The organism is Pseudomonas sp. v388 (assembly GCF_003935425.1).
GTDB lineage: Bacteria > Pseudomonadota > Gammaproteobacteria > Pseudomonadales > Pseudomonadaceae > Aquipseudomonas.
In genome coordinates this window covers 177,898-202,646 of record NZ_RHQN01000010.1, presented here as the reverse complement: position 1 = coordinate 202,646, position 24,749 = coordinate 177,898, and the positions used below count along the sequence as shown (strand labels likewise).

Here is a 24,749-nt window from a genome sequence, read left to right as displayed (position 1 = left end):
TGGCACACTCACTCTGGGTCGCGGCATTGCTGCTGATGGCCGTGCTGGCAGGCACCGCCATTGGTGAGACCAACATCAGCATGCAGGTGATTCTCCAGACCCTGGCCAACAAACTGTGGGGCGCGGGCTACCTACTCGACCCCATCGATGAAGGCATCATCTGGAATTATCGGCTGACCCGCGCCATCGTCGCCGCCGCCTGCGGTGCGGGGCTGGCGATTTCCGGGGTGGTGTTGCAGTCGTTGCTGCGCAACCCGCTGGCCGACCCTTATCTGCTGGGGATCTCCGCCGGCGCCTCGACCGGCGCGGTGCTGGTGGCGGTGGTCGGCTTCGGCGCAGGTGCGATTTCCCTGTCGGCAGGTGCCTTCGTCGGCGCGGTGGCGGCGTTCAGCCTGGTCGCCCTGCTCGCCCGTTCGTCCCAGGGTTCGACGGCGGCCGGACACATCATTCTGGCCGGCATCGCCGGTTCCCAGCTGTTCAATGCCCTGACCTCGTTTCTGATCACCAAGTCCGCCAGCTCCGAGCAGGCCCGCGGGATCATGTTCTGGCTGCTGGGCAACCTCAGCGGCGTGCGCTGGCATTCGGTGTGGCTGGCGGTGCCGGTGGTGCTGTTGGGGCTGGTCGTGTGCATGTGGTATCGCCGCGCGCTGGACGCGTTCATTTTCGGCAGTGATTCGGCGGCGTCGCTCGGTATTCCGGTGCGCCGGGTGCAGATTGTGTTGATCGCCTGCGCCGCGCTGGTCACCGCAGTGATGGTCTCGATCGTCGGCTCCATCGGTTTCGTCGGGCTGGTGATCCCGCACGCCGTGCGCATGCTGGTGGGCGTGCGCCATACCCGACTGGTGCCGATCAGCGCCCTGTGCGGCGCGCTGTTCCTGATTGCGGCGGATGTGATATCGCGCACGCTGATCAAGGGCCAGACCTTGCCCATCGGCGTGATCACCGCCCTGGTGGGCGCGCCGGTATTCGCCCTGATTCTGGTACGCGGGAAGTCCATGCGATGAATGCCTACACACCGCAAGACATCGAGGCCGGCAGTCCAGTCGTCGCCTGCTCGGCGCTGAGCGGCTCGGGCCTGGCCTACAGCGTCAAGGGCCAGCCGCTGTTGCAGGACGTCAGCCTGAGCATCACGCCCGGGGAAACCCTGGGCATCGTCGGCCCCAATGGTTCGGGCAAGTCGACCCTGCTCAAACTGCTGTCCGGCATCCAGACGCCGACCCACGGCGACGTCCACCTCGACGGCCACGCCTTGGCAAGCCTGAAGCGGCGTGATATCGCCCGCCTGCTGGCGGTGGTCGAACAACAGGCCGAGACCAGCGACAGCATCCGGGTGCTGGATGCCGTGGAGCTGGGCCGTACGCCGTGGCTGTCAGCCCTGACGCCATGGAGCGCAACCGACGACGCCATCGTCCATCAGGCGCTGGAAGATGTCGGCCTGCTGCATCTGCGCGACCGGTTCTGGCAGACCCTTTCCGGTGGTGAACGCCAACGCGCCCACATTGCCCGCGCCCTGGCGCAAAGGCCGCAGATCCTGCTGCTGGACGAACCCACCAACCATCTGGACATCCATCATCAGCTGACCATCCTGGGCCTGATCAGGGCCTTGCCGATCACCACGGTGATTGCCCTGCACGACCTCAACCAGGCGCTGGAATGCGACCGGGTCGGGGTGATGGAAAAAGGCCGGCTGGTGGCTCTGGGAGCACCTTTCGAGGTACTGACTCCAGACCGCCTGCGCACCACTTTCGGTGTTGAAGGGCGCTGGCTGACCGACCCTCATGACGGTGCTCGCCTACTGCGTTTGCGCCCACTGTAGAACCCTGCTCGACGCGAAGCCTTCGCTTCAGGCGCCATCGGCGTTGTGGAGGTAATGGCCCCAGCGCGGACAGGTCCGCTCCCAGACAAAGGTTCGGTGGCTCTACGCCAGTGAACAGCCCTTTTTCTTCAGGCTTTCAAGTACCCACGAACGGTCGTTCTCGCCTTGAGCGATCTGCTCCAGCTGTTTCTGTTCCGCCGCGTGTTTGGCCTGGGCGCGGTCGAAGACCTCGGCGACCTGATCGAACGGCACGCAAAGCAACCCGTCCTCATCGCCGATCACCAGATCGCCCGGTTCGATCACCATGCCGTCGATGGCGATGGCTACGTTGATTTCACCCGGCCCATCCTTGTAGGGGCCGCGATGGGAAATACCGGCGGCGAACAGCGGAAACTCGCCGGCGCCGATGCTGCCGGCGTCACGGATCGCGCCATTGATGACGATACCGGCGACCCCACGCTTGAGGGCATAGGCCACCATCATTTCGCCGATCAGCGCGTTGGTCAGGTCCCCGCCTGCATCCACCACGATCACGTCGCCCGGCTCGGCGATATCCAGTGCGTAATGCAGCATCAGGTTGTCCCCTGGGCGAGCCTTGACGGTCAGCGCCGGGCCGGCCAGCACGCCGTGCTTGTGCATCGGTCGCAACCGGGCGCCGCCTGCGGTCATGCGGTTCATCGAATCGCTGACGTTCGCCACCGGTACTTCACGGTAGCGGGCGACCCATTGCGCGCTGACTTTACGCGCGGCTTTCTGCACTCGAAATCCAATGCTCATCTGCCCTTCCTCTTTTGGTCTTGTTGGGGAACGTCTCGCGTAATGAGCGAGTTTTTTTCAGAATGGCATTTCATTTTGAAACAATCAACAGCCTTTCAACCCCAATTTACAGGAATAAAACGTACGAAAAAATGCACTATTGAAATGCCGTTTCATTATGCTAGGGTAAAGCACTCGCAACGAAGAATGCGAAGCCAATGAGCTCTCAACAAAAACAAGGTGTGCCCATGACTCGTACCATTCTGGTGACCGGCCCCGCGCTGGCCTCCGAAGCCATGAACCTCGCTCAAGCCCGGGGTATCAGGGTGATCCCCACCGCCCCCTATGCACCGGCCGATGAACTGCTGGCGAACATTCGCCGCGAGCAGCCCGACGCCATCATCGTGCGCCAGGGGAAACTGACCGCCGAGATGATCCAGGCTTCAGCGAAGCTGTCGATCATTGCCAAGCACGGCGTCGGCTACGACACCATCGATATCCAGGCCGCAGCCGCTTGTGGGGTGCCGGTCACCATCGCGGTGGGTGCCAACGCCCAGTCGGTGGCCGAACATGCCTTTGCCCTGATGTTCAGCGTGGCGCGCCAGACCGCCCTGCTCGATGCGCGCATGCGCGATGGCCACTGGGACAAGGCCACCGCCAACGGTATCGAATTGTTCGGCAAGACCCTGGGTCTGGTCGGCCTCGGCTCGATCGGTGGCATCCTCATGGATCTGGTGGCGCCGCTGCGGATGAAGGTCAAGGTCTACGACCCTTACCTCAAGCAGTTGCCGGAGCGGGATTACGTCGAGCGCGAAGAGGAATTCGAGCGTTTGCTCGCCGACTGCGACATCATCAGCCTGCATTGCCCGTTGACCGACACCAACCGCAACCTGTTCGGCGCGGCCCAGTTCGAGCGCATGCGCCCCGGCAGCATTCTGATCAACACCGCGCGCGGTGAACTGATCGACACCGACGCGCTGATCAAGGCCCTTGGCGAGCAGCAGATCGGTGGTGTGGGCCTGGATACGTTCAACCCCGAGCCGCTGCCCGCCGACAGCCCGCTGTTCGGCTTGCCGACGCTGGTGGCGACGCCGCATGTAGGCGCCAATACGACAGAAGCACGCAATCGCGTAGCGTTGCTCGCCTTGCAACAGATCATCGGCCTGTGGGACGGCAACGCGCCGGATGCGCGCAGCGTGGTCAACCGGCACCTGCTGGACACGTTCAAGGACGCTGCCCAACAGGGCGTTCCCGCCTGACGGGGCCACGGTCAAGCGCTGTCACGCCATAAAAAAACCACTCCACAAGAAAAACAACGGAGAGTCCCATGACATCAGCCACTGAGCAGATCAGCGAGCTCGAACGCAAGACCATGCACCGGGTGGCCTGGCGCCTGCTGCCCTTCCTGATCGTCTGCTACCTGATTGCGATCATTGACCGTGGCAACATCGGCATGGCCTCACTGCAAATGAACGAAGACCTGGCCCTGTCGGCCAAGGTGTTCGGCTTCGCCAGCAGCCTGTTCTTCTTTGCCTACTTCCTGGTCGAAGTCCCCAGCAACCTGGCCATGCAGAAATTCGGCGCGAGGATTTGGATCGCCCGGATCATGATCACCTGGGGCCTGATTTCCGCGGGCACCGCGTTCGTTCAGGGCGCCAATTCGCTGTACGTGATGCGCTTTCTGCTGGGCGCGGCCGAGGCAGGCTTTTTCCCCGGCGTGCTGCTGTACCTCACCTATTGGCTGCCGTCGGCGTATAGAGGGCGCATGGTGGCGATCTTCATGGTCGCGATCCCCGCCGCCAACTTCATTGGTTCGCCGCTATCCGGCCTGCTGCTGAGCCTGGACGGCTGGTACGGGATGCGCGGCTGGCACTGGTTGTTCATTCTGGAAGGCATTCCCGCGGTGCTGCTGGGCATCGCGTGCCTGTTCGTGCTGACCGACAAGCCGGAGCAGGCCAAGTGGCTGAGCGACGAGCAACGTAATTGGCTGGTCCAGCGTCTGGCGCAAGAACGCGGCCGCAAGACGGCCATCGGCCACATGTCGCTGTGGAAGCTGTTGCGGCACAAGGACATCTGGATCATGGCGCTGATCTACTCCGGCGCGTCGGCGGCCGGCAGTACCTTGAGCGTCTGGGGTCCGCAACTGCTCAGGTCGTTCGGGCTCAGTTCCATGGAAATCGGCCTGGTGAACGCGATTCCCTATGGCCTGGCGTCGGTGATGATGATCCTCTGGGGCAGAAGCTCGGACCGCAGCGGCGAACGCCGCTGGCACACGGCATGTACCCTGCTGTTGATCGCCGCCGGCTTGCTGATGACTTTGTTCACCACCAGCCTTGCACTCACCGTGATCATGCTCAGCCTCGTGCTGGTCGGCGCTTACTCCATGAAAGGTCCGTTCTGGGCGCTGGCGTCCGGCTGGCTGTCGCCTTCCACCGCCGCGGCGGGACTGGCGGCCATCGGCGCGATGGCCAACCTGATCGGCGGCGGCTTGATGGTCAACGTGTACGGCGCGATTCATGACGCCTCGGGAAGTCATTCCCTGGCCCTGATGCCGCTGGCTGCGCTGTGCGCGCTGGGTGGGGTGATGGTGGTGATCATGGGCCGCAAGCGTCAGCCGGAGGAAAGCCCGCAGGCCAAACCGCTGAACGCCAGTTGACGCTACAGCACCGCAACAGCGCTTGCCCGCGAGGTCGTGATCGTCGACCTCGCGGGCAAGCGCGTTTTCAGGCCTTGGGTTGCGGTTTGTAACCCAGGCTGCGCATCAGGTTCTGCGCCGAATCGTAGAGTACCCGCTGCAACGACTGGGCTCGCTGCTCACTCAGGCGGCTTGCCGGACCCGACACCACCAGCGCACCGACCAGTTCCTGCTGCGCACCGTAGACCGGCAACGCCATCGAGGCGGCATGCGGGTCGGTCGCCCCGCAGGAATAGAACGGCGTGGCGAGCTCGAAACCCTTGTCGAACGGCGTGCGCAGCGCCTGGGCGCCGGCGGCGTCGTCCATCGGGCGCATGTCCCCGGGTTGCAGGTGCAGGCGCAGCCGGTGCGGCGAGTTCACCCGATACTGGCACAGGCGATAGGCACCGTGGCGTACATAAAAAGAAGCGGTCTCGCCGGTTTCCTCGGTCAGGTAATGCAGCAGCGGCATGACATGGCGCTCCAGATCCAGCGCATCCTGATAGACCGCATTGAGGCGCATGACTTCACTGGCCAACTGATAGCGACCATCCGCCATGCGGTTGATCATCCCGTGGTTTTCCAGTGACACCATCAGACGCATGATGGTGCTCTTGTTCAACCCGGTACGCTCGGCCAGCTCAACCAGGCTCAGTGAGGTGTCACCGATCCTGAATGCGGTCAGCACCGTCAGGACTCGATCAGCGGAGGCGACACCATTCACCGCCGGGCGCGGTCGTGCTTTTACCATCGGACTCACCTTTTGTTCGAATTGCCCCGTCAATCGTCGATCAGCGGGAGATAAGGCCGCCGATTATCCTCCAAAGCGACGACCGGCCGCCATCTATCGCACGATTGCACGGCCCGTCGAGCCGAATGGCACATCAACAGGCGTGCGTCCCTCGCCGGCTGACACTACAATGCGCGCTTTGCCCGCCGTCGGATTCCGTTTGCCATGTCGTTACCCAAGCACCACCTGGAATTGCTCAGCCCCGCCCGTGATGTGAGCATTGCTCGCGAGGCCATCCTGCATGGCGCCGATGCCATCTATATCGGCGGGCCGAGCTTCGGCGCGCGGCACAACGCCTGCAACGAGGTGAGCGATATCGCCGAGCTGGTGACCTTCGCTCGTCGCTACCACGCGCGGGTGTTCACCACCCTCAACACCATCCTGCACGACGACGAACTGGAACCGGCACGCAAACTGATCCACCAGCTCTACGACGCAGGCGTGGATGCATTGATCGTGCAGGATCTGGGCGTCATGGACCTGGACATTCCGCCCATCGAGCTGCACGCCAGCACCCAGACCGACATCCGCACCCTGGGCCGGGCCAGATTTCTCGATCAGGCCGGTTTTTCGCAACTGGTCTTGGCCCGCGAGCTGAACCTGCAGGAAATCCGCGAAATTTCCGACGCCACCGACGCCGCCATCGAGTTCTTCATCCATGGCGCGTTGTGCGTGGCGTTCTCCGGCCAGTGCAACATCTCCCACGCGCAGAACGGCCGCAGCGCCAACCGTGGTGACTGCTCCCAGGCCTGCCGCCTGCCGTACACGCTGAAAGATGATCAGGGTCGGGTGGTGGCGTTCGAAAAGCACCTGCTGTCGATGAAGGACAACAACCAGAGCGCCAACCTGCGTGCGCTGGTCGAAGCCGGCGTGCGTTCGTTCAAGATCGAAGGCCGCTACAAGGATGTCAGCTATGTGAAGAACATCACCGCTTACTACCGCCAGCGCCTGGACGAAATCCTTGAAGACCGCCCGGACCTGGCCCGCGCTTCCAGCGGCCGTACGGCGCACTTCTTCGTGCCAGACCCGGAAAAGACTTTCCACCGTGGCAGCACCGATTACTTCGTCACCGACCGCAAGGTCGATATCGGCGCGTTCGACACCCCGACCTTTACCGGCCTGCCGGTGGGTTCGGTGGAAAAACTGGGCAAGCGCGATTTCATCGCCGTGACCCATGAGCCGCTGTCCAATGGCGACGGCCTGAATGTATTGATCAAACGTGAAGTGGTGGGTTTCCGCGCCAACATCGCCGAACTCAAGGGCGAGTTCGAGGAAGACGGCGAGAAACGCTGGCGCTATCGCGTCGAGCCCAACGAAATGCCGGCCGACCTGTCGCGCCTGCGGCCCAACCACCCGCTGAACCGCAACCTGGATCACAACTGGCAGCAGGCCTTGCTGCGCACCTCCGCCGAACGCCGGATCGGCATTCAGTGGCAGGCCGAGCTGCGTGAAGATCGCCTGACCCTGAACGCCACCAGCGAAGAAGGCGTGTGTGTCACGGTGCAACTGGACGGTCCGTTCGGCGCGGCCAACAAGCCGGCGCAGGCGCTGGATCAGCTGCGCGACCTGCTCACCCAGCTGGGCACCACCATCTATCACGCCCAAGGCGTGAAGCTGGATGCCCCGCAGGCGTTCTTTGTGCCCAACTCCCAGCTCAAGGCGCTGCGCCGTGATGCCATCGAGGCGCTGACCGAAGCGCGGGTCAAGGCGCATCCACGCGGTGGGCGCAAGGCCGAGACCAGTCCGCCGCCGGTGTACCCCGACTCGCACTTGTCGTTCCTGGCCAACGTCTACAACCAGAAGGCACGGGATTTCTACCATCGCCACGGCGTGCAGTTGATCGACGCGGCCTACGAGGCCCACGAGGAACTGGGCGAAGTGCCGGTGATGATCACCAAGCACTGCCTGCGCTTCTCGTTCAACCTGTGCCCGAAACAGGCCAAGGGCGTGACTGGCGTGCGTACCAAGGTTGCGCCGATGCAGTTGATTCAGGGCGACGAAGTGCTGACCCTGAAATTCGACTGCAAGCCGTGCGAGATGCATGTGGTGGGCAAGATGAAGGGCCACATCCTCGACCTGCCGTTGCCGGGCAGCGCGGCGGCGCAGGTGGTCGGCCACATCACCCCGGCTGACCTGCTCAAGACCGCGCGGCAGAAAGCCCCGCGCTGATCAAACGGATGGCCGGATCACGCGCTGCATGTGCGTGGTCTGCCATACCGGATCGGCTTCCACGTCGACGATCTCGAACCCCTGTTTCTGCCAGAAGCCGATGGCGCCCGGCAGAAACGGATGGGTGTGCAGATACAGCATTTCTATTGCGTCTTCTTCGGCGCACTGCTTTAAGGCCTGGTAAATTTTCCCCGCCAGTCCTTCGCCCCTGAACCCATGAGCCACGAACAGCCGCACGATTTCCACCGTGCGCCGGCCGGCGTAATCGAGCTGCGCGAAGCGGTGGTCGTAAGGCAGATAGCCGATGGCGGCCACGATCTGAGCTTCATGCCGCGCAATCAGAAACCTGCCACCTTCGCCCGAAAGATAAACCGCCTCGAAGCGCGCCAGATCGTCCGGCAGCTTGAGCGGGTCGAGCATGGGAAAGATCTCGGCGCGGGCGCGCATGACGAAATCCAGGGTTTCAGGGATGTCGGCGGCAGTGGCTTCGGTGATGGCGATCATGGGAATGGGCCAGATTACGGCATGGCAGGGTAATACAGGAGAGCGCAGGACGGTACCCGCTGAAAGGGGCTTCAGGCTCGCGTTACATCTGTAGCCAGCAACTGTCTTGAGGTGCCGCTGCGGTGGTGCTTTTGGGGAGGCTTGTCCGCAAAGACTTGATTTCAGACGATGCATCAGCCGCGGATGTACGGGCCCCATCGCGGACAAGCGGAGCGCCGCCCGGTCCGCTCCCACGGGATAAGCGTCGCACCCCGGAGCGAGCTTGCTCGCGATCTGGCGCGCAGCGGCAGCAAAACCTCAGTGCACGCTGGATCAGGCCGCCACATCATCGCCCAGCCCTTCGCGGTCGACTCCCACACAGGGTCCGCTGTTACGGAAACAGCATCAGTCCGCCAACCGTAGTCGCGAGCAATACGGATCGCCGCCCGCTCCCTTCCACAGGCCGGTGAAGTGCGCAAGATTCGTGTAGAGGCCAGCTCACGGGCGAAAACGTCGGTCCAGACATTGAGCCACCATGAGCCCGTCGGCCCCTTCGTCAGCACGCCGACTCCTACAAGTCAAACGCACATATTTACAGCGCTCAGCGACGGCACGCACCAATTCAAGGCAAGACCCGCTCTGTAGACTGGCCGCCCTGATCTGCGAAAAGCCTGCTAAAACAGCTACTTCAGCAATCTGGCACACCCTCTGCATAACTCAAGACAAAGGATGCACCGGGCAACGTCGCTCACTGCGCATCCACACCATTGCATAAAGAGAACAGGCAAAGGCGCCTGGAACCGAAAGGTTCCGGGCGCCTTTTTTTTGCTTCACAAAAAACCTGATTGGCCTCGGCCGGGACTTGCTATGAACACCACAGTCTTCCCCCAGAGTGATGTAAAAACACTGATCGTCGTCGGCAACGGCATGGTCGGTCATCATTGCGTCGAGCAACTGATCGCAGGCGGCGCGCTTGCGCACTACCGCATCCATGTGTTCGGTGAGGAAGCCCAACGTGCCTACGACCGCGTGCACCTGTCCGAGTACTTCACCGGCCGCGATGCCGAGTCCCTGGCCATGAGCGACATGGCGCTGTACGAGCAGGCCGGATTGACCTTGCACCTGGGCGTGCCGGTGCTGGAAATCGACCGCGAGCGCCGCGAGATCATCACCGCCCAAGGCTGCTTCGGTTACGACAAGCTGGTGCTGGCCACCGGTTCCTACCCGTTCGTGCCGCCGATTGAAGGCGCCCAGGGCAATTCGCGGCTGGTGTATCGCACGCTCCAAGACCTGGACAATATCCGCTACGCAGCCGGCAATGCCAGGCGCGGCGTGGTGGTCGGCGGCGGTCTGCTGGGGCTGGAAGCGGCCAACGCCCTCAAATCCCTGGGCCTTGAAGCCCACGTCGTGGAATTCGCCCCACGCCTGATGCCGGTCCAGCTGGATGACCTGGGCGGCGCGGCGCTCAAGGCGCGGATCGAAGCGCTGGGCGTGGGCGTGCATCTGTCCCGCGCCACCCAGTCGATCAGCGACGGCAAGCAGTATCGCTACCGCATGAATTTCGCCAATGACGAATTCCTGGAAACCGACCTGATCGTGTTTTCGGCCGGTATCCGCCCGCAGGATGCTTTGGCCCGCCAATGTGCGCTGGAACTCGGCCCGCGTGGCGGCATTGCCATCGATGAGCACTGCCTGACCAGCGACGCGGACATCTATGCCATCGGCGAGTGCGCGGCCTGGAACGGCAGTGTCTTCGGCCTGGTGGCGCCGGGCTACCAGATGGCCCGCGGCGTTGCGGCGCAATTGTGCGGGCAAGACGCCCAGCCATTCTTCGGCGCCGACATGTCCACCAAACTCAAGCTGCTGGGTGTCGACGTCGGCTCCATCGGCGATGCCCACGGCGCCCTGGCCGGTGCGGTCAGCTATCGCTACATCGACGAGGCCACATCCAGCTATCGCCGCCTGGTGGTATCGGCCGACGGCAAGCAGGTGCTGGGCGCGGTGCTTGTTGGTGACAACAGCTACTACGACACGCTGCTGCAATACGCGCAGAACGGCATCGCCCTGCCCGCTGACCCGTCGAGTCTGATCCTGCCCCACAGCGAAGGCGCGCCGACCTTAGGCACTGACGCTCTGCCTGCCACTGCGACCATCTGCTCCTGCCATAACGTCAGCAAGGGTTCGATCTGCGCGGCCATCGACGACGGTTGCACGGATCTGGCCGGCATCAAGGCCTGCACCAAGGCGGCTACCGGCTGCGGCGGTTGTTCGGCATTGCTCAAGCAAGTGTTCGAGCATGAACTGATCGCCCGTGGCGTCAGTGTCGACAAGAGCCTGTGCGAACACTTTCCCTTTACCCGTCAAGAGCTGTATTCGCTGGTACGGGTCGAGGGCATCGAGACCTTCGAAGAACTGCTGACCCGCCACGGCAGAGGGGCCCATGGCTGCGTGATCTGCAAGCCTGCGGTCGGTTCGATCCTCGCTTCCTGCTGGAACCGGCCGATCACCGAGCCGTCGCTGGTGCCGTTGCAGGACACCAATGACACCTTCATGGCCAACATGCAGAAGAACGGCACCTACTCGGTGGTGCCGCGTATTCCGGGTGGCGAGATCACGCCCGATGGCTTGATCGCCATCGGCGCGGTCGCCAAGAAGTACGACCTGTACACCAAGATCACCGGCGGCCAGCGTATCGACCTGTTCGGTGCCCAGCTGCACGAACTGCCGGATATCTGGAGCGAGCTGATCGAGGCCGGTTTCGAGACCGGCCACGCCTACGGCAAATCGACCCGCACCGTGAAATCCTGTGTCGGCAGCACCTGGTGCCGTTACGGGGTGCAGGACAGCGTCGCCATGGCCTTGCGCATCGAAGACCGGTACAAGGGCCTGCGCTCGCCGCACAAGCTCAAGTTCGCCGTATCCGGCTGCACCCGCGAATGCGCCGAGGCGCAGAGCAAGGACGTGGGCGTGATCGCCACCGAGAACGGCTGGAACATGTATGTCTCCGGTAACGGCGGCATGCGCCCGCGTCACGCCGAACTGTTCGCCACCGACCTGGACGACGAAACCCTGATCCGCTACATCGACCGCTTCCTGATGCTGTACATCCGCACCGCCGACAAATTGCAGCGCACCTCGGTGTGGCGCGAATCCCTGGAAGGCGGCCTGGATTACCTCAAGGCGGTCATCATCGACGACAGCCTGGGCCTGGCCGCCGAGCTGGAAGCGCAGATGCAGCTGGTGGTGGATCGCTACGAATGTGAATGGGCCAATGCGCTGAAAGATCCGGAAAAGCTCAAGCGCTTTCGCACCTTCGTCAACGACAAGCGCGCTGACCCGGACGTGCATTTCGTCAAGGAGCGCGCCCAGCGGCGCCCGGCCCGCGCTGAAGAAGTATCCCTGATCCCGCTGTACCAGGAGGTGGTGTGATGAGCTCGTCCAATACTGCATTCGCCGAAACATTGCCGCAGGCACACGCACCGGTCCGATGGCTTGAGCTGTGCAGTCGCGGTGATCTGGTCGCCAACTCCGGCGTGGTCGCCTGGCTCGACGGGCGTCAGATTGCGCTGTTCTGGCTGCCGGAAAACCCTGAAGGCCAGCAGCTGTTCGCGGTGGACAATCGCGACCCCAAGTCGGGCGTGAACGTGATCGGACGCGGGTTGATCGGTCAGGTTGGCGGTGAGCTGGTCATTGCCTCGCCGCTGTACAAACAGCACTTTCGCCTGCAGGACGGCAGCTGCATCGAATACCCCGATCAGCGCCTGGATACCTGGCAGGTGCGCTTGGAGGGTGACAGCGTAGCGGTAGCGGTCTAGCCGGCAGGCGCCAGCAATGCAGCGCGCAACCCAGGCTGTGCGTCTTCCAGCAACAACTGATAACCGTGGGTCTTGGCCACCGCCGCGACGATCGCCAGGCCCAGGCCCGCGCCAGGGGCGCCGGTGCGGTGCTGGCCACGGGCGAAGCGGACCTGCACCGCTTCGCGCTGACTGTAGGGAATGCCCGGCCCGGTGTCCTGAACCTCGATGCGCGTGCCTTGAGCGGTGCGGGCCAGGCGCATCAGGATGCGGCCGCCGGCGGGGGTGAATTTCAGGGCGTTGTCCAGCAGGTTCATCAGGGCTTCGGCCAGCAGTTCGCGGTCGGCCATCAACGGTGCCGTGTCTTTGATTTCCAGCTGCAAGCGGATGCCGGCTTCTTCGGCCACCGCTTCGTAGTCTTCGAACAACTGCTCAAGCAACAGATGCGGCGCACACACGGCCATGCCCGCGCGCCGCGCCGTGCTGCGGATCTGCGCGATGCGCTGCAGCGCCCTGAAGCGTCCCAACAGCACGTCCGTGGAGTCGAGCGACTTCTCCAGCCGCGCCTTGAGCTGCTCGTCCGGCGCGCTGTCCCAGTCGATGAGGGTTCGATGCAGCTGGGCGCGCAGCTTGTTCAGCGGCGTGCGCAGATCATGGGCCACGTTGTCTTCGACGCTTTTGACCTCGTCGAGCAACTGCCCCACCTGCTCGACCATCCGGTTGACCAGTGAGGACAGCACATCCAGCTCGTCGCCCCGCTCCACCACCGGCAGGCGCTGGGAAAAGTCGCCCTCGGCGATACGCTGGCTGATCTCCTGCACCTTGCGCACCCGCCGCAACGGGCGGATGCCGAGCAGCACGCCGACCAGCAGCCCACCGGCCAGAATCACCCCCGCGCCCCAGGCCAGGGACTGGATCAGAATTTCCCGAAGATGCGCCAGGGTCCTGGCATCGTAACCGACCACCATCACCTCGCCGTTGGCCAGCCGCTGGGCCAGCACCTTGTCGCCATGGCGATGGTCGGCGGTCAGCCAGTCGTGGGGTTTACCGTCCACCGGCAGACCTGCGGGCCATTGCCCCAGGCGACCATGCAGGTGCCGACCCTTGGCATCGAACAGACCGTAGCTGATGACCCGGCGCAGATCGCCCTGTTGCAGACGATCGATTTCCTCAGGCAGTTGCTCGGCTTCCAGATACAGCAACTGGCGCATCTCGCCCTGCACCATCGCCTCGCCCTGCCGCGCCATGTAATCGGCGGCCTGCCAGTAGATCAGCCCGACCAGGGCCATGGCTCCCAACAGCAGCGCTGCGGCGTAACTGAGGGTCAGGCGGAATGCGGTGGTGCGCGAGAGTCGAGCGCGCATTCAATGATCCGGATCGGCAGCCACGAGCACAAAGCCCGAACCGCGCAAGGCGTCGATGGTGCAGCGGCCGCCCACCCGGTCCAGCTTGCGGCGCAGGCGCGTCAGGTGCACGTCGATCAACTTGGTGCCGGGATCGAAGTGATAACCCCACACCGACTCGAAAATCAGCGCCCGGGTCACCACTGCGTTGGCGTTGCGCATCAGAAACTCCAGCAGGCGGAACTCGGTGGGCGACAGCCCGACCGGCTCGCCCCCGCTGTGCATTTCCCGGCTGAGCAGATCCAGGGTCAGGTCGGCGACGCGCAGAAAGGTTTCCCGTTCGGGCACCTCCGCATGGCGGCGCAGCAACACTTCGATGCGGGTCGCCATCTCTTCGGACACGAACGGCTTGACCAGATAGTCGTCACCACCGGCGCGCAGGCCGCGAATCCGGTCATCGACATCCGTCAGCGCGCTGATCATCAGTACCGGCGTGCGCACCCCTCTGGCACGTAGCGTGGTGATCACCTGCAGACCATCGAGCCCGGGCAGCATGCGGTCCAGGGTGATGGCGGCGAATTCATCATTCAGGGCCCGTTGCAGGCCCAGTGTGCCGTCGCTGACGCACTCGACACTGAAACCGACGCGGGTCAGTTCCGAAGCGATTTCCTGCGATGTGTCGTAGTCATCTTCGATGCACAAGACCTTTCGCATCGGGTTCCCCTTATTGAACAACCGCGCCATGGTAACAAGCCGGCGAGCGCATCTTTCAAATCCGGGGCAAAAAAAACCGCCACAAAAAGGTGGCGGCCTAAAAAGAGCAATTGAAACGATGAGAGCTTCAATTGACCAGAAGGCTAGCAATCTGCGCCGGTGCGAAGAAAGTTAAATAAATGTAACCAAGGGCTCTAGGACGCGGGTCTGCCAGCGCAAACAGATATGTTATAAGTAATCCCGGCGCGAATAACGACCTGTCCTGGACAGCGTCGTTCATAACTATCTCAATCGTGACCTTAATAATTATTAGATGGGCTCTTGCCAGCCTGCCGTACCCGCCTGTCCGTGGAGAGACTTCACATCCTAAGTGTCGGCCTCCACGGTTCGGGCGCATCAAACCAGGGGAATCAACCAGATGAATGCAAGACAATGGAGCGCCGTCGCGTTGGCGGTATCGGCCGGATTGAGTCAGATGGCCATGGCTGCACCAGTGGAAGATCAGGCCGAGGCCAAAGGTTTTGTCGAAGGCAGCAGCCTGACCGGCCTGCTGCGTAACCAGTATTTCAACCGCGACGGCAAAAGCGGACGTGGCGACAACCGCGACTGGACCCAGGGTTTCATGGGCAACTTCAGCTCGGGTTTCACTCAGGGCACCGTCGGTGTCGGGGTTGATGCCTACGGCCAGTTCGGCCTGAAACTCGATGCGCAGGAACAGTATTCGGGCACCGGCAACCTGCCGGTCGGGCGCAACGGCCAGCCGGAAGACAACTACGGTTCGGCAGGCGCCAGCGTCAAGCTGCGCATTTCCAAGACCCAGCTGCGCTACGGCAACCTGCAGCCTACCGCACCGGTGTTCGGCGTTGGCGGCAGCCGCCTGTTGCCTCAGACCGCTACCGGGTTCAACCTCGACAGCAGCGAGTTCGACGGTCTGGAGCTGGAAGCCGGTCGCTATACCAGCACCAACAGCGGCATCACCAGCAACGGTGATCACGAGATCTGGGCGGTGTACGCCAACCAGTCGGCCAAGAGCGCAACCTTCGCCGGCGGCAAGTACGAGATCACCCCGAACTGGACCGCAACCGTCTACGGCGCCAAGCTCGAAGACATCTGGAACCAGTACTACGTCAACACCAACTACGTGTTGACGTTGAGTGACGATCAGGCCCTGAACTTCGACTTCAACCTGTACCGCACGCTGGATGAAGGCCAGGCCAAGGCCGGCACCATCAACAACACCACTTGGTCGACCGCTGTCACCTACAGCTTCCTGGCCGCGCACTCCCTGACCCTGTCGTTCCAGAAAGTCGATGGCGACACGCCGTTCGATTATATCGGCGTGGGCGATAACGGCGGCGGCGAAGGTGGCGACTCGATCTTCCTCAACAACTCAGTGCAGTGGTCGGACTTCAACGGTCCGGGCGAAGAGTCCTGGGGCATCCGCTACGACCTGAACATGGCCACCTACGGCGTGCCGGGCCTGAGCTTCATGGCTCGCTACCTCAATGGTTCGAATATTGACGGCACCAACATGCCGGCCAACACCCGCTATGGCGGCTACGGCGAAGACGGCAAGCACCACGAAACCGACCTGGAAGCCAAGTACGTGGTCCAGGGCGGTCCGGCCAAGGATCTGTCGTTCCGCGTGCGTCAGGCCTTCCACACCGCCAACGCCGATCAAGGCGAAGGCGACCTGAGCGAATTCCGCCTGATCGTCGATTATCCGATCAGCTTCCTGTAAGCCTTCGAGGCGTCCTCTCAGCGGGGCGCCTCACTTGCGCGGATCGATCCCACAAGGTTTATCTGTATATCCATACAGATAAACCTTGCTCAACTCACCTTCTGTGTTCATCCTTACAGCCTTCATAACCGGTAATTAAAGACGGTGGTCATGCGGCTGTTCCTCTGCGAAAAACCCTCCCAGGCCAAAGACATTGCGGCAGCGCTCGGCGCGAGCCGGCGTGGCGATGGCTGCTGGATCGGGGCCAACGCCACGGTGACCTGGTGCATCGGCCACCTGCTGGAAACCGCGCCGCCGGATGCCTACGACGCCCGCTACAAGCGCTGGGTGCTGGAAGACCTGCCCATCGTTCCGGAAAAGTGGAAGATGCTGGTCAAGCCCAGAACCGCCAGCCAGTTCAAGGCCGTCAAACGTCTGCTGGGCGAAGCCAGCGAACTGGTCATCGCCACCGACGCTGACCGCGAAGGCGAGATGATCGCCAGGGAGCTGGTGGAACACTGCCGTTATCGCGGGCCGATCCAGCGCCTGTGGCTGTCGGCGCTGGACGACGCCTCGATTCGCAAGGCGCTGGCCGCGCTCAAGCCGGGCGCCGACACCTTCAGTCTCTACCACTCAGCCCTCGGTCGTTCCCGCGCCGACTGGCTGATCGGCATGAACATGAGCCGGCTGTTCACCTTGCTGGGGCGCCAGTCCGGTTATCAGGGCGTACTGCCGGTGGGCCGGGTGCAGACACCGACCTTGCGCCTTGTCGTGGATCGCGACCGCAGCATCGCCGACTTTGTGCCCGTGCCGTTCTGGGCCATCGACGTGACGCTGGTCCACGACCGGCAACCGTTCATTGCCCAGTGGCGCGCGCCAGCGGATGCCTGCGACGACCAGGACCGCTGCCTCAATCAGGCGCTGGCGCAGCAGGCCGCAGCGGCCATCGGCAACGCCGCCGGCGCCCGGGTGGTCAAGCTGCGTACAGAACGGATTCGCGAAGTCGCGCCGCTGCCCTTCGATCTGGGCACGCTGCAGGAAATCTGCTCGAAGAAGCTCGGCCTCGGCGCCCAGGAAACCCTCGACATTGCCCAGGCGCTGTACGAAACCCACAAGGTCATCACCTACCCGCGCAGTGATTGCGGCTACCTGCCGGTCAGTCAGCACGGTGAAGCGGCAGGCATCATCGCTGCGCTGAGCAAGGCTGATGCCGCGCTGGGCGAGCTGCTGCCGCATCTGGATGCACAGCGCCGTTCCCGGGCCTGGAACGATGCCAAAGTCAGCGCTCACCACGGCATCATTCCCACCGCTGCGGCTCGCGGACTGGAGCGTCTGGCCGGTAAGCAGCGCGCCGTCTATACCCTGATCCGCGCCCGCTATCTGGCGCAGTTCCTGCCCAACCACGAATACGACCGCACCCAGGCCGATTTCGACTGTGCAGGCCAGGCCCTTCGTGCCGTGGGTAAACAAATCGTCGAGCCAGGCTGGAAGCGCGCCATGCCCGAGGCACTCGCCCCGGCAAAAGGTCGAGAAGCGCCCGCCCCGCAGCCCCTGCCCGCATTGCATCAGGGCTGCGATTGCGCCGTGAACGACGTCAAGCTCAAGGACCTCTGGACCCAGCCGCCCAAGCCGTTCACCGAAGGCGACCTGATCAAGGCCATGAAGAACGTCGCCAGACTGGTGCAAGACCCGCTGCTCAAACAGAAGCTCAAGAACACCACCGGGATCGGCACCGAGGCCACCCGCGCCGGCATCATTCAGGGTCTGATCGACCGCGGCTACATCGTCAAACAAGGCAAGGCGCTGGCCGCCACGCCGGCTGCATTCAGCCTGATCGACGCCGTGCCCCGCGCCATCGCCGATCCGGGTACCACGGCCATCTGGGAACAGGCGCTGGACATGGTGCAGAGCGGGGAAATGAGCCTGGAAGAATTTGTCGCCAAGCAGGCCGCGTGGATGAGCAAGCAAGTCAGCCGCTGCGTCGGCCTGCGGCTGACCATCAGCGGCCCGGCCAGCCCTGCCGGCGCCGCCGCGCCGTGGAAGAAAAAACGCAAGACCACCGCCAAGCGCAAGACGACGAAGACAGCGGCAGGTGCCGCGCCGTCGGCCCGTAAACCCAAGCGCGCCGCCCCCAAAGGCTGAGTTACAGGATGCACAGCTCCGGATGGATGCGATTGCGCCCATCCTGCTTGGCCTGATAGAGCGCTTCGTCGGCGGCCTTGATCAGCGACTCGGGCGAAAGCTCCGGGCCCTTGGGCAACAGGGTATGAGCGCCGATGCTGACCGTCACAAAGCCCAGATCGCTGTTTTCATGGCGCATGCCCAGGCCGCGAACGCCGTCGGCAATGGCGAGCGCCACCTGATAGGTCCCCAGTTCGTCAGCCCCCGGCAGAATGACCGTGAACTCCTCGCCGCCATAACGGGCAGCAATGTCGCCGGTGCGGCCGATGGCCTGCTTGACCGCCCGGGCCACGGCGCGGATACAGCCATCGCCTTCCTGGTGACCATAAAAATCGTTGTAGCGCTTGAAGTGGTCGATATCGATCATCAACACGCCCAGCGGTGCATTGAGGCGCCGCGCCCGGCTGATTTCCAGCGGCAGCACCACATCCAGATGGCGCCGGTTGGCCAGCCCGGTAAGGCCGTCTTCCATGACCAGCTTTTCCAGGGCCACATGGGTTTCCCGCAGCTCTTTTTCGATGGCGACGCCAAACCTGATCTGGCGCAGCAACGCCACGCCGAAACCGGCAACCGCCAGGATCAGCACGCCGAACAGCACGGCCGAGCGATACAGCTCCTGTCGCCACGGGCGCAGGATGTCGCTTCGGGCAAAGCCGGTCTGGACCACCAGCGGGTAACGCTCCAGTTGCTGGTAGCTGTTGATGCGCTCCACCTTGTCGACGATGGACGTGATGTGCGCAGTCCCCGACGGGGATTTGGGCAGGTACTGGGTGAAAATCGTGCCGCCGGCCAGGCTGGTGCCCACCACGGCTGCGTCGAACGGCCGCCGCGTCAGGATCGTGCCGTCACTGAGCGAAATGACGAAGACACCCTGCTCGTCCAGCCGGAAACCGGCATAGAAGCGGTTGAAGTAATCCAGGTACAAGGTCACCAGAAAGATCCCGGCAAAGCTGCCGTCCGGGTTGTTGATACGCCGCGACAACGGAATGACCATGTCGCCGGTGGAGCGGCTGCGGATTACCGGGCCGATGTGGGTCTGGCTGTCCTCGGGATGCTCACGGTGATAACGGAAATACTCGCGGTCCGAGTTGTTGGCATTGGCCGGCAGGTTGTCCTTGTCGGTCACCAGCCAGTTGCCGTCACGGTCGTAGACGAACACCCCGTGGATCTGCTGCATGATGCCGCCCTGGATCTTGAACAGCCGGTGCAGGCGCGCTTTGTCCAGGTCCGTCAGGGCGTACCATTGCAGACGCTCGACCATGCCGGCTGAGAAGGCGTCCAGCTCCTTGATCACGTCTTCGGCATGCTGGGCGGCGGAGCGGGTCAGGTTGGCGGTATTGACCTCGCCTTCCTGCAAGTGCCGGTCATAGCTGGCCCAGGCTTGCCAGACGCCCAGCGCCAGGATCAGCACCACCACCAGCACCACGAACGCCAAAGCCAGGCGCTGAATGAACGAATGCGAGATACCGTCGGAATGAGCGGCCGCTCCAGGCATAAATAAAGGCTTCCTTTTGCGACCTTGACCGTAATGGCGCGTAGACGGATGGGATACCCGGAACTGTAGCGACAGTGGGGCAAAGAGGAAAGCGTGCGCAGGGTTGTCATGCAGATGTGCTGGACTGCAAGGAACCTTCCTCAGTTGCCGGAGAACCACCATGGCTGCCGATACCCTGACCGTAGACCTTGCCTACCGCCCTCGCCTTGCCGATCTCAAGCCTTTGCATAGCGACGCCGCTTTGCTCGCGCCGACGCAGACTCTGGTTCAGCCGCGCATCACGCCGGCGGCCGACCTGCAGGAGCGCGAGGGTTATGCCGAGGATTTCCTCGGCGATTTCAACGTGCCGTGGCCAACCCCGAATGAGCAGCTGGCGACCGATGTCTACCCTGTGGGCACACCCGGCGAGCGTCTGGATTACCAGCATTTTTCCATCACCATGTCCCGCAGTCGGCGGCTGGCCCTGTATGTGGGCGTGAATATCGACGGGGAGCGCAGCGTGGAGGTCAAACGCGGCCGCGATGCCTGGGCTTTCGACGGCAGGCTGCCGACCGAAGCGCAGATCGGTGAAAGCCTGTATGCCGATAATCTGCTGGATCGCGGCCATCTGGTGCGCCGTCAGGACCCCAACTGGGGGCCGCAGGCCGAAGTCGCCAATGGCGACACCTTTCACTTCACCAATTGCGCGCCGCAGATGGGCGCGTTCAACCAGAAGACCTGGCTGGAACTGGAAGACTACATTCTGGACAACACCCGGCGCTGGAAGCAGCGCAGCACGGTGTTCAGCGGCCCGGTGCTGCACGACGAGGACCGGCGTTACCGTGGCGTGCTGATACCCTCGGCATTCTGGAAAGTGGTGGCATTCCTGGGTGATGACGGCAAGCCGTCGGCCAGCGCCTATCTGATCACCCAGAGCCGTGAACTGGGGCAACTGGATTTCACCTTCGGCCGTTTGAAGACCTACCAGTGCAGCGTGACGCAGATCGAACAGCTCACCGGTATCCGCTTCGGCGAGCTTGCCCGGTTCGACGGTTTCTCCAACGAGGAGCGCCTGACCGGCACCCGCATCGAAGCGCAGATTCGCGGCCCGCAGGACATCCGCCTGTAACCTGCGGGTCGGCTCGGCAACCGGGCGGCTCAGTAACGCGGCTTGACCGCTTTCCAGTCCGGCTTGTACTTCTGCATCTGCCGCACATCGTCGCGCTGGCGGATGCCGCAGGTCAGGAACTGGTCGTTGAGCTTGCCCAGCTGGTCGTAGTCCAGCTCCAGGCCAAGGCCCGGCTCACGGGTGATTTTCACGCAGCCATCGACGATAGGCAGCTTGCCGCCCTTGATGACTTCCTCGTCCGGTTCCTGCCACGGGTAGTGGGTGTCGCAGGCGTAATCCAGGTTGGGCACCGAAGCCGCAACGTGGGCCATGGCCATCAGGCTGATGCCCAGGTGTGAATTGGAATGCATCGAAACCCCAAGGCCGAAGGTGTCGCACATCTTCGCCAACACCTGGGTGTCGCGCAGTCCGCCCCAGTAATGGTGGTCCGCCAGCACGATCTGCACGCTGTCCAGCGCCACGCTGCGGCGGAACTCGTCGAAATCGGTGACCACCATGTTGGTCGCCAGCGGCAGGCCGGTACGCTTGTGCAGTTCGGACATGCCGTCCAGCCCCGGCGTCGGGTCTTCGTAATATTGCAGGTCGTCGCCCAGCAGTTCGGCCATGCGAATCGCGGTTTCCAGCGACCAGTTGCCGTTGGGGTCGATGCGCAGCGGCAGGCCGGGAAAAGCCTTTTTCAACGCTTTGATGCAGGCCACTTCATGTTCCGGGTCCAGTGCCCCGGCCTTGAGCTTGATGCTCTTGAAGCCGTAGTCGTCGATCATGCGCCGCGCCTGGGCGACGATCTGCTCTTCGCTCAACGCCTCACCCCAGCTGTCCGGCGGGTAAGGCGAATCCACGTGCTGCGCGTACTTGAAGAACAGATAAGCGCTGAACGGCACCTCATCGCGCACCGCGCCGCCGAGCAAATCCACCAGCGGCAGGTTCATGGAGCGGGCCTGCAGATCGAGGAACGCCACTTCGAAAGCCGAGTACGCGTTGCTCACCGCCTTGCTGGCGTGGGAACCGGGCGCCAGTTCGGCACCCGCGACGCTGGCCGGTTTATTGGCTGCCACCGTGGCCTGGACGATGCGCCGCAACTGGTTGAGGTTGAACGGGTCCAGGCCGATCAACTGGCTTTGCAGTTGTTGCTGGATCGCCAGTGCCGGGGCGTCACCGTAGCTTTCGCCCAGGCCGATGTAGCCGTTGTCGCTTTCCACTTCGATGATCGAACGCAGCGCGAAGGGCTCGTGGATGCCGCTGGCATTGAGCAACGGCGGATCACGGAAGGCGATGGGGGTGACGGTCACTCGTGTGATTTTCAAAGCGGTTCTCCCGGTAGATCAGGGCTTGAGGCGTGAAGGCGTGTGCAAAGGAGCAGCGTGCAGCGGCGGCGACTGAGGCCCAGGCGCGGTGCGGGCGAAGAAGATCACCACGGCCGCCAACAGCGAGGTCAGCGCCAGGCCGTACAACCCGCCCTGAATGGAGCCGGTGGTCTGTTCCAGGAAGCCGAACGCGGTGGGGGCGACGAAGCCGCCGAGATTGCCCACCGAGTTGATCAGCGCGATGACCGCCGCTGCGATGCGTGCATCCAGATAGCCTTGGGGAATCGGCCAGAACAGTGCGGAAGCCGCCTTGAAACCGATGGCTGCGAAACAGATGGCGACGAAGGCGAAGATCGGTCCGCCGGTGGTGGACATGAACATGCCGGCAGCGGCAATCACCAAGGTGGTGGCGACCCACGCCTGCTGATGCTTGAAGCGTGCGGCCAGTGCCGCGAAGCCGTACATGGCAACAATGGAAATGATCCACGGCACCGAGTTGAACAGGCCGACTTCGAAGTCGCTGAGGCTGCCCATCTTGCGGATCATGCTCGGCAGCCAAAAGGTCGCGCCGTAGATGGTCAACGCGATGGAAAAGTAGATAAAGCAGAACAGCACGATCTGCCGGTCGGCCAGCAGCCGAAAGATCGAAGGCTTCACCGTCTGCGCCGCTTCCCTGGCCCGTTGCTCATCCGCGATGGTCGTGCTCAGGGCGACTTTCTCTTCTTCGCTCAGCCATTTCGCTTCATGAATGTGCGATTGCAACCAGAACCAGACGAAGCCGCACAAGGCGATGGAGGCGAAACCTTCAATCAGGAACATCCACTGCCAGCCGTGCAGGTTCAGGCCGGTAATGCCCAGCAGCGCACCGGACAGCGGACCCGAGATTACCGAGGCGATGGCCGAACCACTGAGGAAGATCGCCATGGCCTTGCCGCGCTCGGTGGCAGGCAGCCATTGGGTGAAGTAATAGATGATGCCGGGAAAGAACCCCGCCTCCGCCGCACCGAGAATGAAGCGCAGCACGTAGAAACTGGTTTCGCCGCGCACGAAGGCCATGGCCATGGCGGCCGCGCCCCAGGTGAACATGATGCGGGTCAGCCAGGCGCGGGCGCCGTAGCGTTGCAACAGCAGGTTGGACGGCACTTCGAACAGCGCGTAGCCGACGAAGAACAGCCCGGCGCCCAGGCCGTAGGCGGCAGCGCCGATGCCCAGGTCGGTTTCCAGATGGCTGCGCACGAAACCAATGTTCACCCGGTCAATGTAATTGACGATGAACATCACCACGAACAGCGGCAGGATGTGGCGTTTGACTTTGCTCGCCGCACGGGCAAGCACAGCGGGATCGACGGATCCGGGGAGCTGATTCATATGGCGATTCCCGTTCATTGTTTTTTTGGGGATGTGCCGATCATGGACGCGCAGATTATTCCCGTCTAATCTAGATTGCGATTTGATTGATACCTGGAATAGATCAATGTTCGAACTGGCTCAACTGCGCTGTTTCACCACCGTGGCCACGGAACTGAATTTCCGCCGTGCCGCCGAGCGGCTGAACATGACTCAACCGCCCTTGAGCCGGCAGATTCAATTGCTGGAGCACAACCTGGGAGTCGAGTTGTTCACCCGCAGCACCCGCAGCGTGGCGCTGACCGCCGCCGGACGCGCATTTTTCATCGAGGCGCAAACCCTGCTGGAGCGTGCGCAACAGGCCGCCATCGCTGCCCGCCGCATCGCCGAAGGCGATATCGGCTCGGTGACCATCAGTTTCGTCGGCAGTGCAGTCTATGAATTCCTGCCCAAGGTGATCGCCGAGGCGCGCTTGAACCAGCCCCACGTAAAGATTTCCCTCACCGAGATGAACACCTACCAGCAGCACGAAGCGCTGCGCGCCCGGCGCATCGACCTGGGCATCGTCCGCGCGCCGCTGTTCCAGCCCGGTTATGAAACCGAGTGCCTGGTGCGTGAACCCTTCGTGCTGGCGATACCCAGCGCGCATCCGCTGGCTCGCGCCGAATCGGTGGCGGTGCGTGACCTGGACGGCGTGCCGTTCCTGATGTATTCCCACTCGGCTTATCCGCCGTTCAACGAGCTGCTGACCGGCATGTTCCGCTCGGCCCGAGTGGCGCCCGAATACGTGCAGTGGCTGGGTTCGTCGCTGACCATCCTGGCGCTGGTCAACGCCGGCATGGGCTTGGCGCTGGTCCCGCGCTGCGCTACCAACGTGGTGTTCAAGGACGTGACGTTCCGCGCCGTCGAACTGGACCCAGGCGTGCAGAGCGAACTGCATCTGATCTGGCGCACCGACAATGACAATCCGGCGTGCATGATGCTGCTCGAAGCGATCCGCGCCGCCGTGAACGCCGACGGCCAACCCGTCGCTGATTAGCCCTTGCGGTTCATCC

At 63.1% G+C, this 24,749-nt stretch carries 19 protein-coding genes; 11 read left to right on the top strand and 8 right to left on the bottom strand.

All coding sequences use genetic code 11. The annotated features are described in order from the left end of the window. The first annotated feature begins 35 nt into the window (after window positions 1–35). Both EGJ27_RS22195 and EGJ27_RS22190 read left to right on the top strand, forming a co-directional pair. Window positions 36–1,004 carry a FecCD family ABC transporter permease gene (locus EGJ27_RS22195; protein WP_371920880.1) on the top strand — a complete coding sequence of 323 codons (969 nt, stop codon included), beginning with the start codon at window positions 36–38 and terminating at the stop codon, window positions 1,002–1,004. Beyond that, the gene (locus EGJ27_RS22190; RefSeq protein ID WP_125832901.1) at window positions 1,001–1,816 is read left to right on the top strand and encodes an ABC transporter ATP-binding protein; all 816 of its coding nucleotides are present in this window, start codon (window positions 1,001–1,003) and stop codon (window positions 1,814–1,816) included. The genes EGJ27_RS22195 and EGJ27_RS22190 overlap by 4 nt, the downstream gene beginning before the upstream one ends. A 102-nt stretch (window positions 1,817–1,918) precedes the next feature. On the opposite strand, the gene EGJ27_RS22185 is transcribed toward EGJ27_RS22190, so the two are convergent. Then, the gene (locus tag EGJ27_RS22185; protein ID WP_125832900.1) at window positions 1,919–2,593 is read right to left on the bottom strand and encodes an RraA family protein; all 675 of its coding nucleotides are present in this window, start codon (window positions 2,591–2,593) and stop codon (window positions 1,919–1,921) included. A gap of 227 nt (window positions 2,594–2,820) precedes the next feature. Here EGJ27_RS22185 and EGJ27_RS22180 point away from each other — a divergent pair, with 227 nt between their 5' ends. Together EGJ27_RS22180 and EGJ27_RS22175 are read left to right on the top strand one after the other, a co-directional pair. Then, complete coding sequence (locus EGJ27_RS22180) at window positions 2,821–3,831, top strand: hydroxyacid dehydrogenase (RefSeq protein ID WP_125832899.1); 1,011 nt, start codon at window positions 2,821–2,823, stop codon at window positions 3,829–3,831. Between the two features lie 68 nt (window positions 3,832–3,899). Beyond that, window positions 3,900–5,228: an MFS transporter gene (locus EGJ27_RS22175; RefSeq protein ID WP_125832898.1), complete on the top strand. Its 1,329-nt coding sequence runs from the start codon at window positions 3,900–3,902 to the stop codon at window positions 5,226–5,228. Window positions 5,229–5,295: 67 nt separating this feature from the next. On the opposite strand, the gene EGJ27_RS22170 is transcribed toward EGJ27_RS22175, so the two are convergent. Next, window positions 5,296–5,997 carry an IclR family transcriptional regulator gene (locus EGJ27_RS22170; protein ID WP_125832897.1) on the bottom strand — a complete coding sequence of 234 codons (702 nt, stop codon included), beginning with the start codon at window positions 5,995–5,997 and terminating at the stop codon, window positions 5,296–5,298. 204 nt (window positions 5,998–6,201) lie between these two features. Here EGJ27_RS22170 and EGJ27_RS22165 point away from each other — a divergent pair, with 204 nt between their 5' ends. Then, complete coding sequence (locus EGJ27_RS22165) at window positions 6,202–8,205, top strand: U32 family peptidase (RefSeq protein ID WP_125832896.1); 2,004 nt, start codon at window positions 6,202–6,204, stop codon at window positions 8,203–8,205. Here the strand turns inward: EGJ27_RS22165 and EGJ27_RS22160 are convergent, their stop codons facing one another. Then, window positions 8,206–8,709, bottom strand: a complete 504-nt coding sequence (locus EGJ27_RS22160; RefSeq protein WP_125832895.1) for a GNAT family N-acetyltransferase — start codon at window positions 8,707–8,709, stop codon at window positions 8,206–8,208. 846 nt (window positions 8,710–9,555) lie between these two features. Here EGJ27_RS22160 and nirB point away from each other — a divergent pair. Together nirB and nirD are read left to right on the top strand one after the other, a co-directional pair. Then, window positions 9,556–12,117, top strand: coding sequence for a nitrite reductase large subunit NirB (nirB, locus tag EGJ27_RS22155; protein ID WP_125832894.1), 2,562 nt, complete (start codon window positions 9,556–9,558; stop codon window positions 12,115–12,117). Beyond that, window positions 12,117–12,503 (top strand): nitrite reductase small subunit NirD, encoded by a 387-nt coding sequence (gene nirD, locus EGJ27_RS22150; RefSeq protein WP_125832893.1) that lies wholly within the window; start codon window positions 12,117–12,119, stop codon window positions 12,501–12,503. The genes nirB and nirD overlap by 1 nt, the downstream gene beginning before the upstream one ends. Here nirD and EGJ27_RS22145 read toward each other — a convergent pair. Further along, window positions 12,500–13,846 (bottom strand): HAMP domain-containing sensor histidine kinase, encoded by a 1,347-nt coding sequence (locus tag EGJ27_RS22145; protein ID WP_125832892.1) that lies wholly within the window; start codon window positions 13,844–13,846, stop codon window positions 12,500–12,502. The genes nirD and EGJ27_RS22145 overlap by 4 nt on opposite strands. Further along, window positions 13,847–14,539: a response regulator transcription factor gene (locus tag EGJ27_RS22140; RefSeq protein WP_125832891.1), complete on the bottom strand. Its 693-nt coding sequence runs from the start codon at window positions 14,537–14,539 to the stop codon at window positions 13,847–13,849. A gap of 418 nt (window positions 14,540–14,957) precedes the next feature. Here EGJ27_RS22140 and EGJ27_RS22135 point away from each other — a divergent pair, with 418 nt between their 5' ends. Both EGJ27_RS22135 and EGJ27_RS22130 read left to right on the top strand, forming a co-directional pair. After that, complete coding sequence (locus EGJ27_RS22135; RefSeq protein WP_125832890.1) at window positions 14,958–16,280, top strand: OprD family porin; 1,323 nt, start codon at window positions 14,958–14,960, stop codon at window positions 16,278–16,280. 150 nt (window positions 16,281–16,430) lie between these two features. Further along, the gene (locus tag EGJ27_RS22130) at window positions 16,431–18,401 is read left to right on the top strand and encodes a DNA topoisomerase III (RefSeq protein WP_125832889.1); all 1,971 of its coding nucleotides are present in this window, start codon (window positions 16,431–16,433) and stop codon (window positions 18,399–18,401) included. Window position 18,402: 1 nt separating this feature from the next. Here EGJ27_RS22130 and EGJ27_RS22125 read toward each other — a convergent pair whose 3' ends face one another. Then, a complete protein-coding gene (locus tag EGJ27_RS22125) occupies window positions 18,403–19,935 on the bottom strand; it encodes a sensor domain-containing diguanylate cyclase (protein ID WP_125832888.1) in 1,533 nt (510 codons plus the stop codon). 160 nt (window positions 19,936–20,095) lie between these two features. Between EGJ27_RS22125 and EGJ27_RS22120 the strand changes: the two genes are divergently transcribed. Then, the gene (locus EGJ27_RS22120) at window positions 20,096–21,043 is read left to right on the top strand and encodes a DNA/RNA non-specific endonuclease (RefSeq protein WP_125832887.1); all 948 of its coding nucleotides are present in this window, start codon (window positions 20,096–20,098) and stop codon (window positions 21,041–21,043) included. 29 nt (window positions 21,044–21,072) lie between these two features. Here EGJ27_RS22120 and EGJ27_RS22115 read toward each other — a convergent pair whose 3' ends face one another. Together EGJ27_RS22115 and EGJ27_RS22110 are read right to left on the bottom strand one after the other, a co-directional pair. Next, window positions 21,073–22,347 carry a glucarate dehydratase family protein gene (locus EGJ27_RS22115; protein ID WP_125832886.1) on the bottom strand — a complete coding sequence of 425 codons (1,275 nt, stop codon included), beginning with the start codon at window positions 22,345–22,347 and terminating at the stop codon, window positions 21,073–21,075. An 18-nt stretch (window positions 22,348–22,365) separates the two neighbouring features. Beyond that, window positions 22,366–23,682 carry an MFS transporter gene (locus EGJ27_RS22110; protein ID WP_256672899.1) on the bottom strand — a complete coding sequence of 439 codons (1,317 nt, stop codon included), beginning with the start codon at window positions 23,680–23,682 and terminating at the stop codon, window positions 22,366–22,368. A gap of 139 nt (window positions 23,683–23,821) precedes the next feature. Here EGJ27_RS22110 and EGJ27_RS22105 point away from each other — a divergent pair, with 139 nt between their 5' ends. Beyond that, window positions 23,822–24,733, top strand: a complete 912-nt coding sequence (locus tag EGJ27_RS22105; protein ID WP_125832884.1) for a LysR substrate-binding domain-containing protein — start codon at window positions 23,822–23,824, stop codon at window positions 24,731–24,733. Window positions 24,734–24,749: the final 16 nt, after the last annotated feature.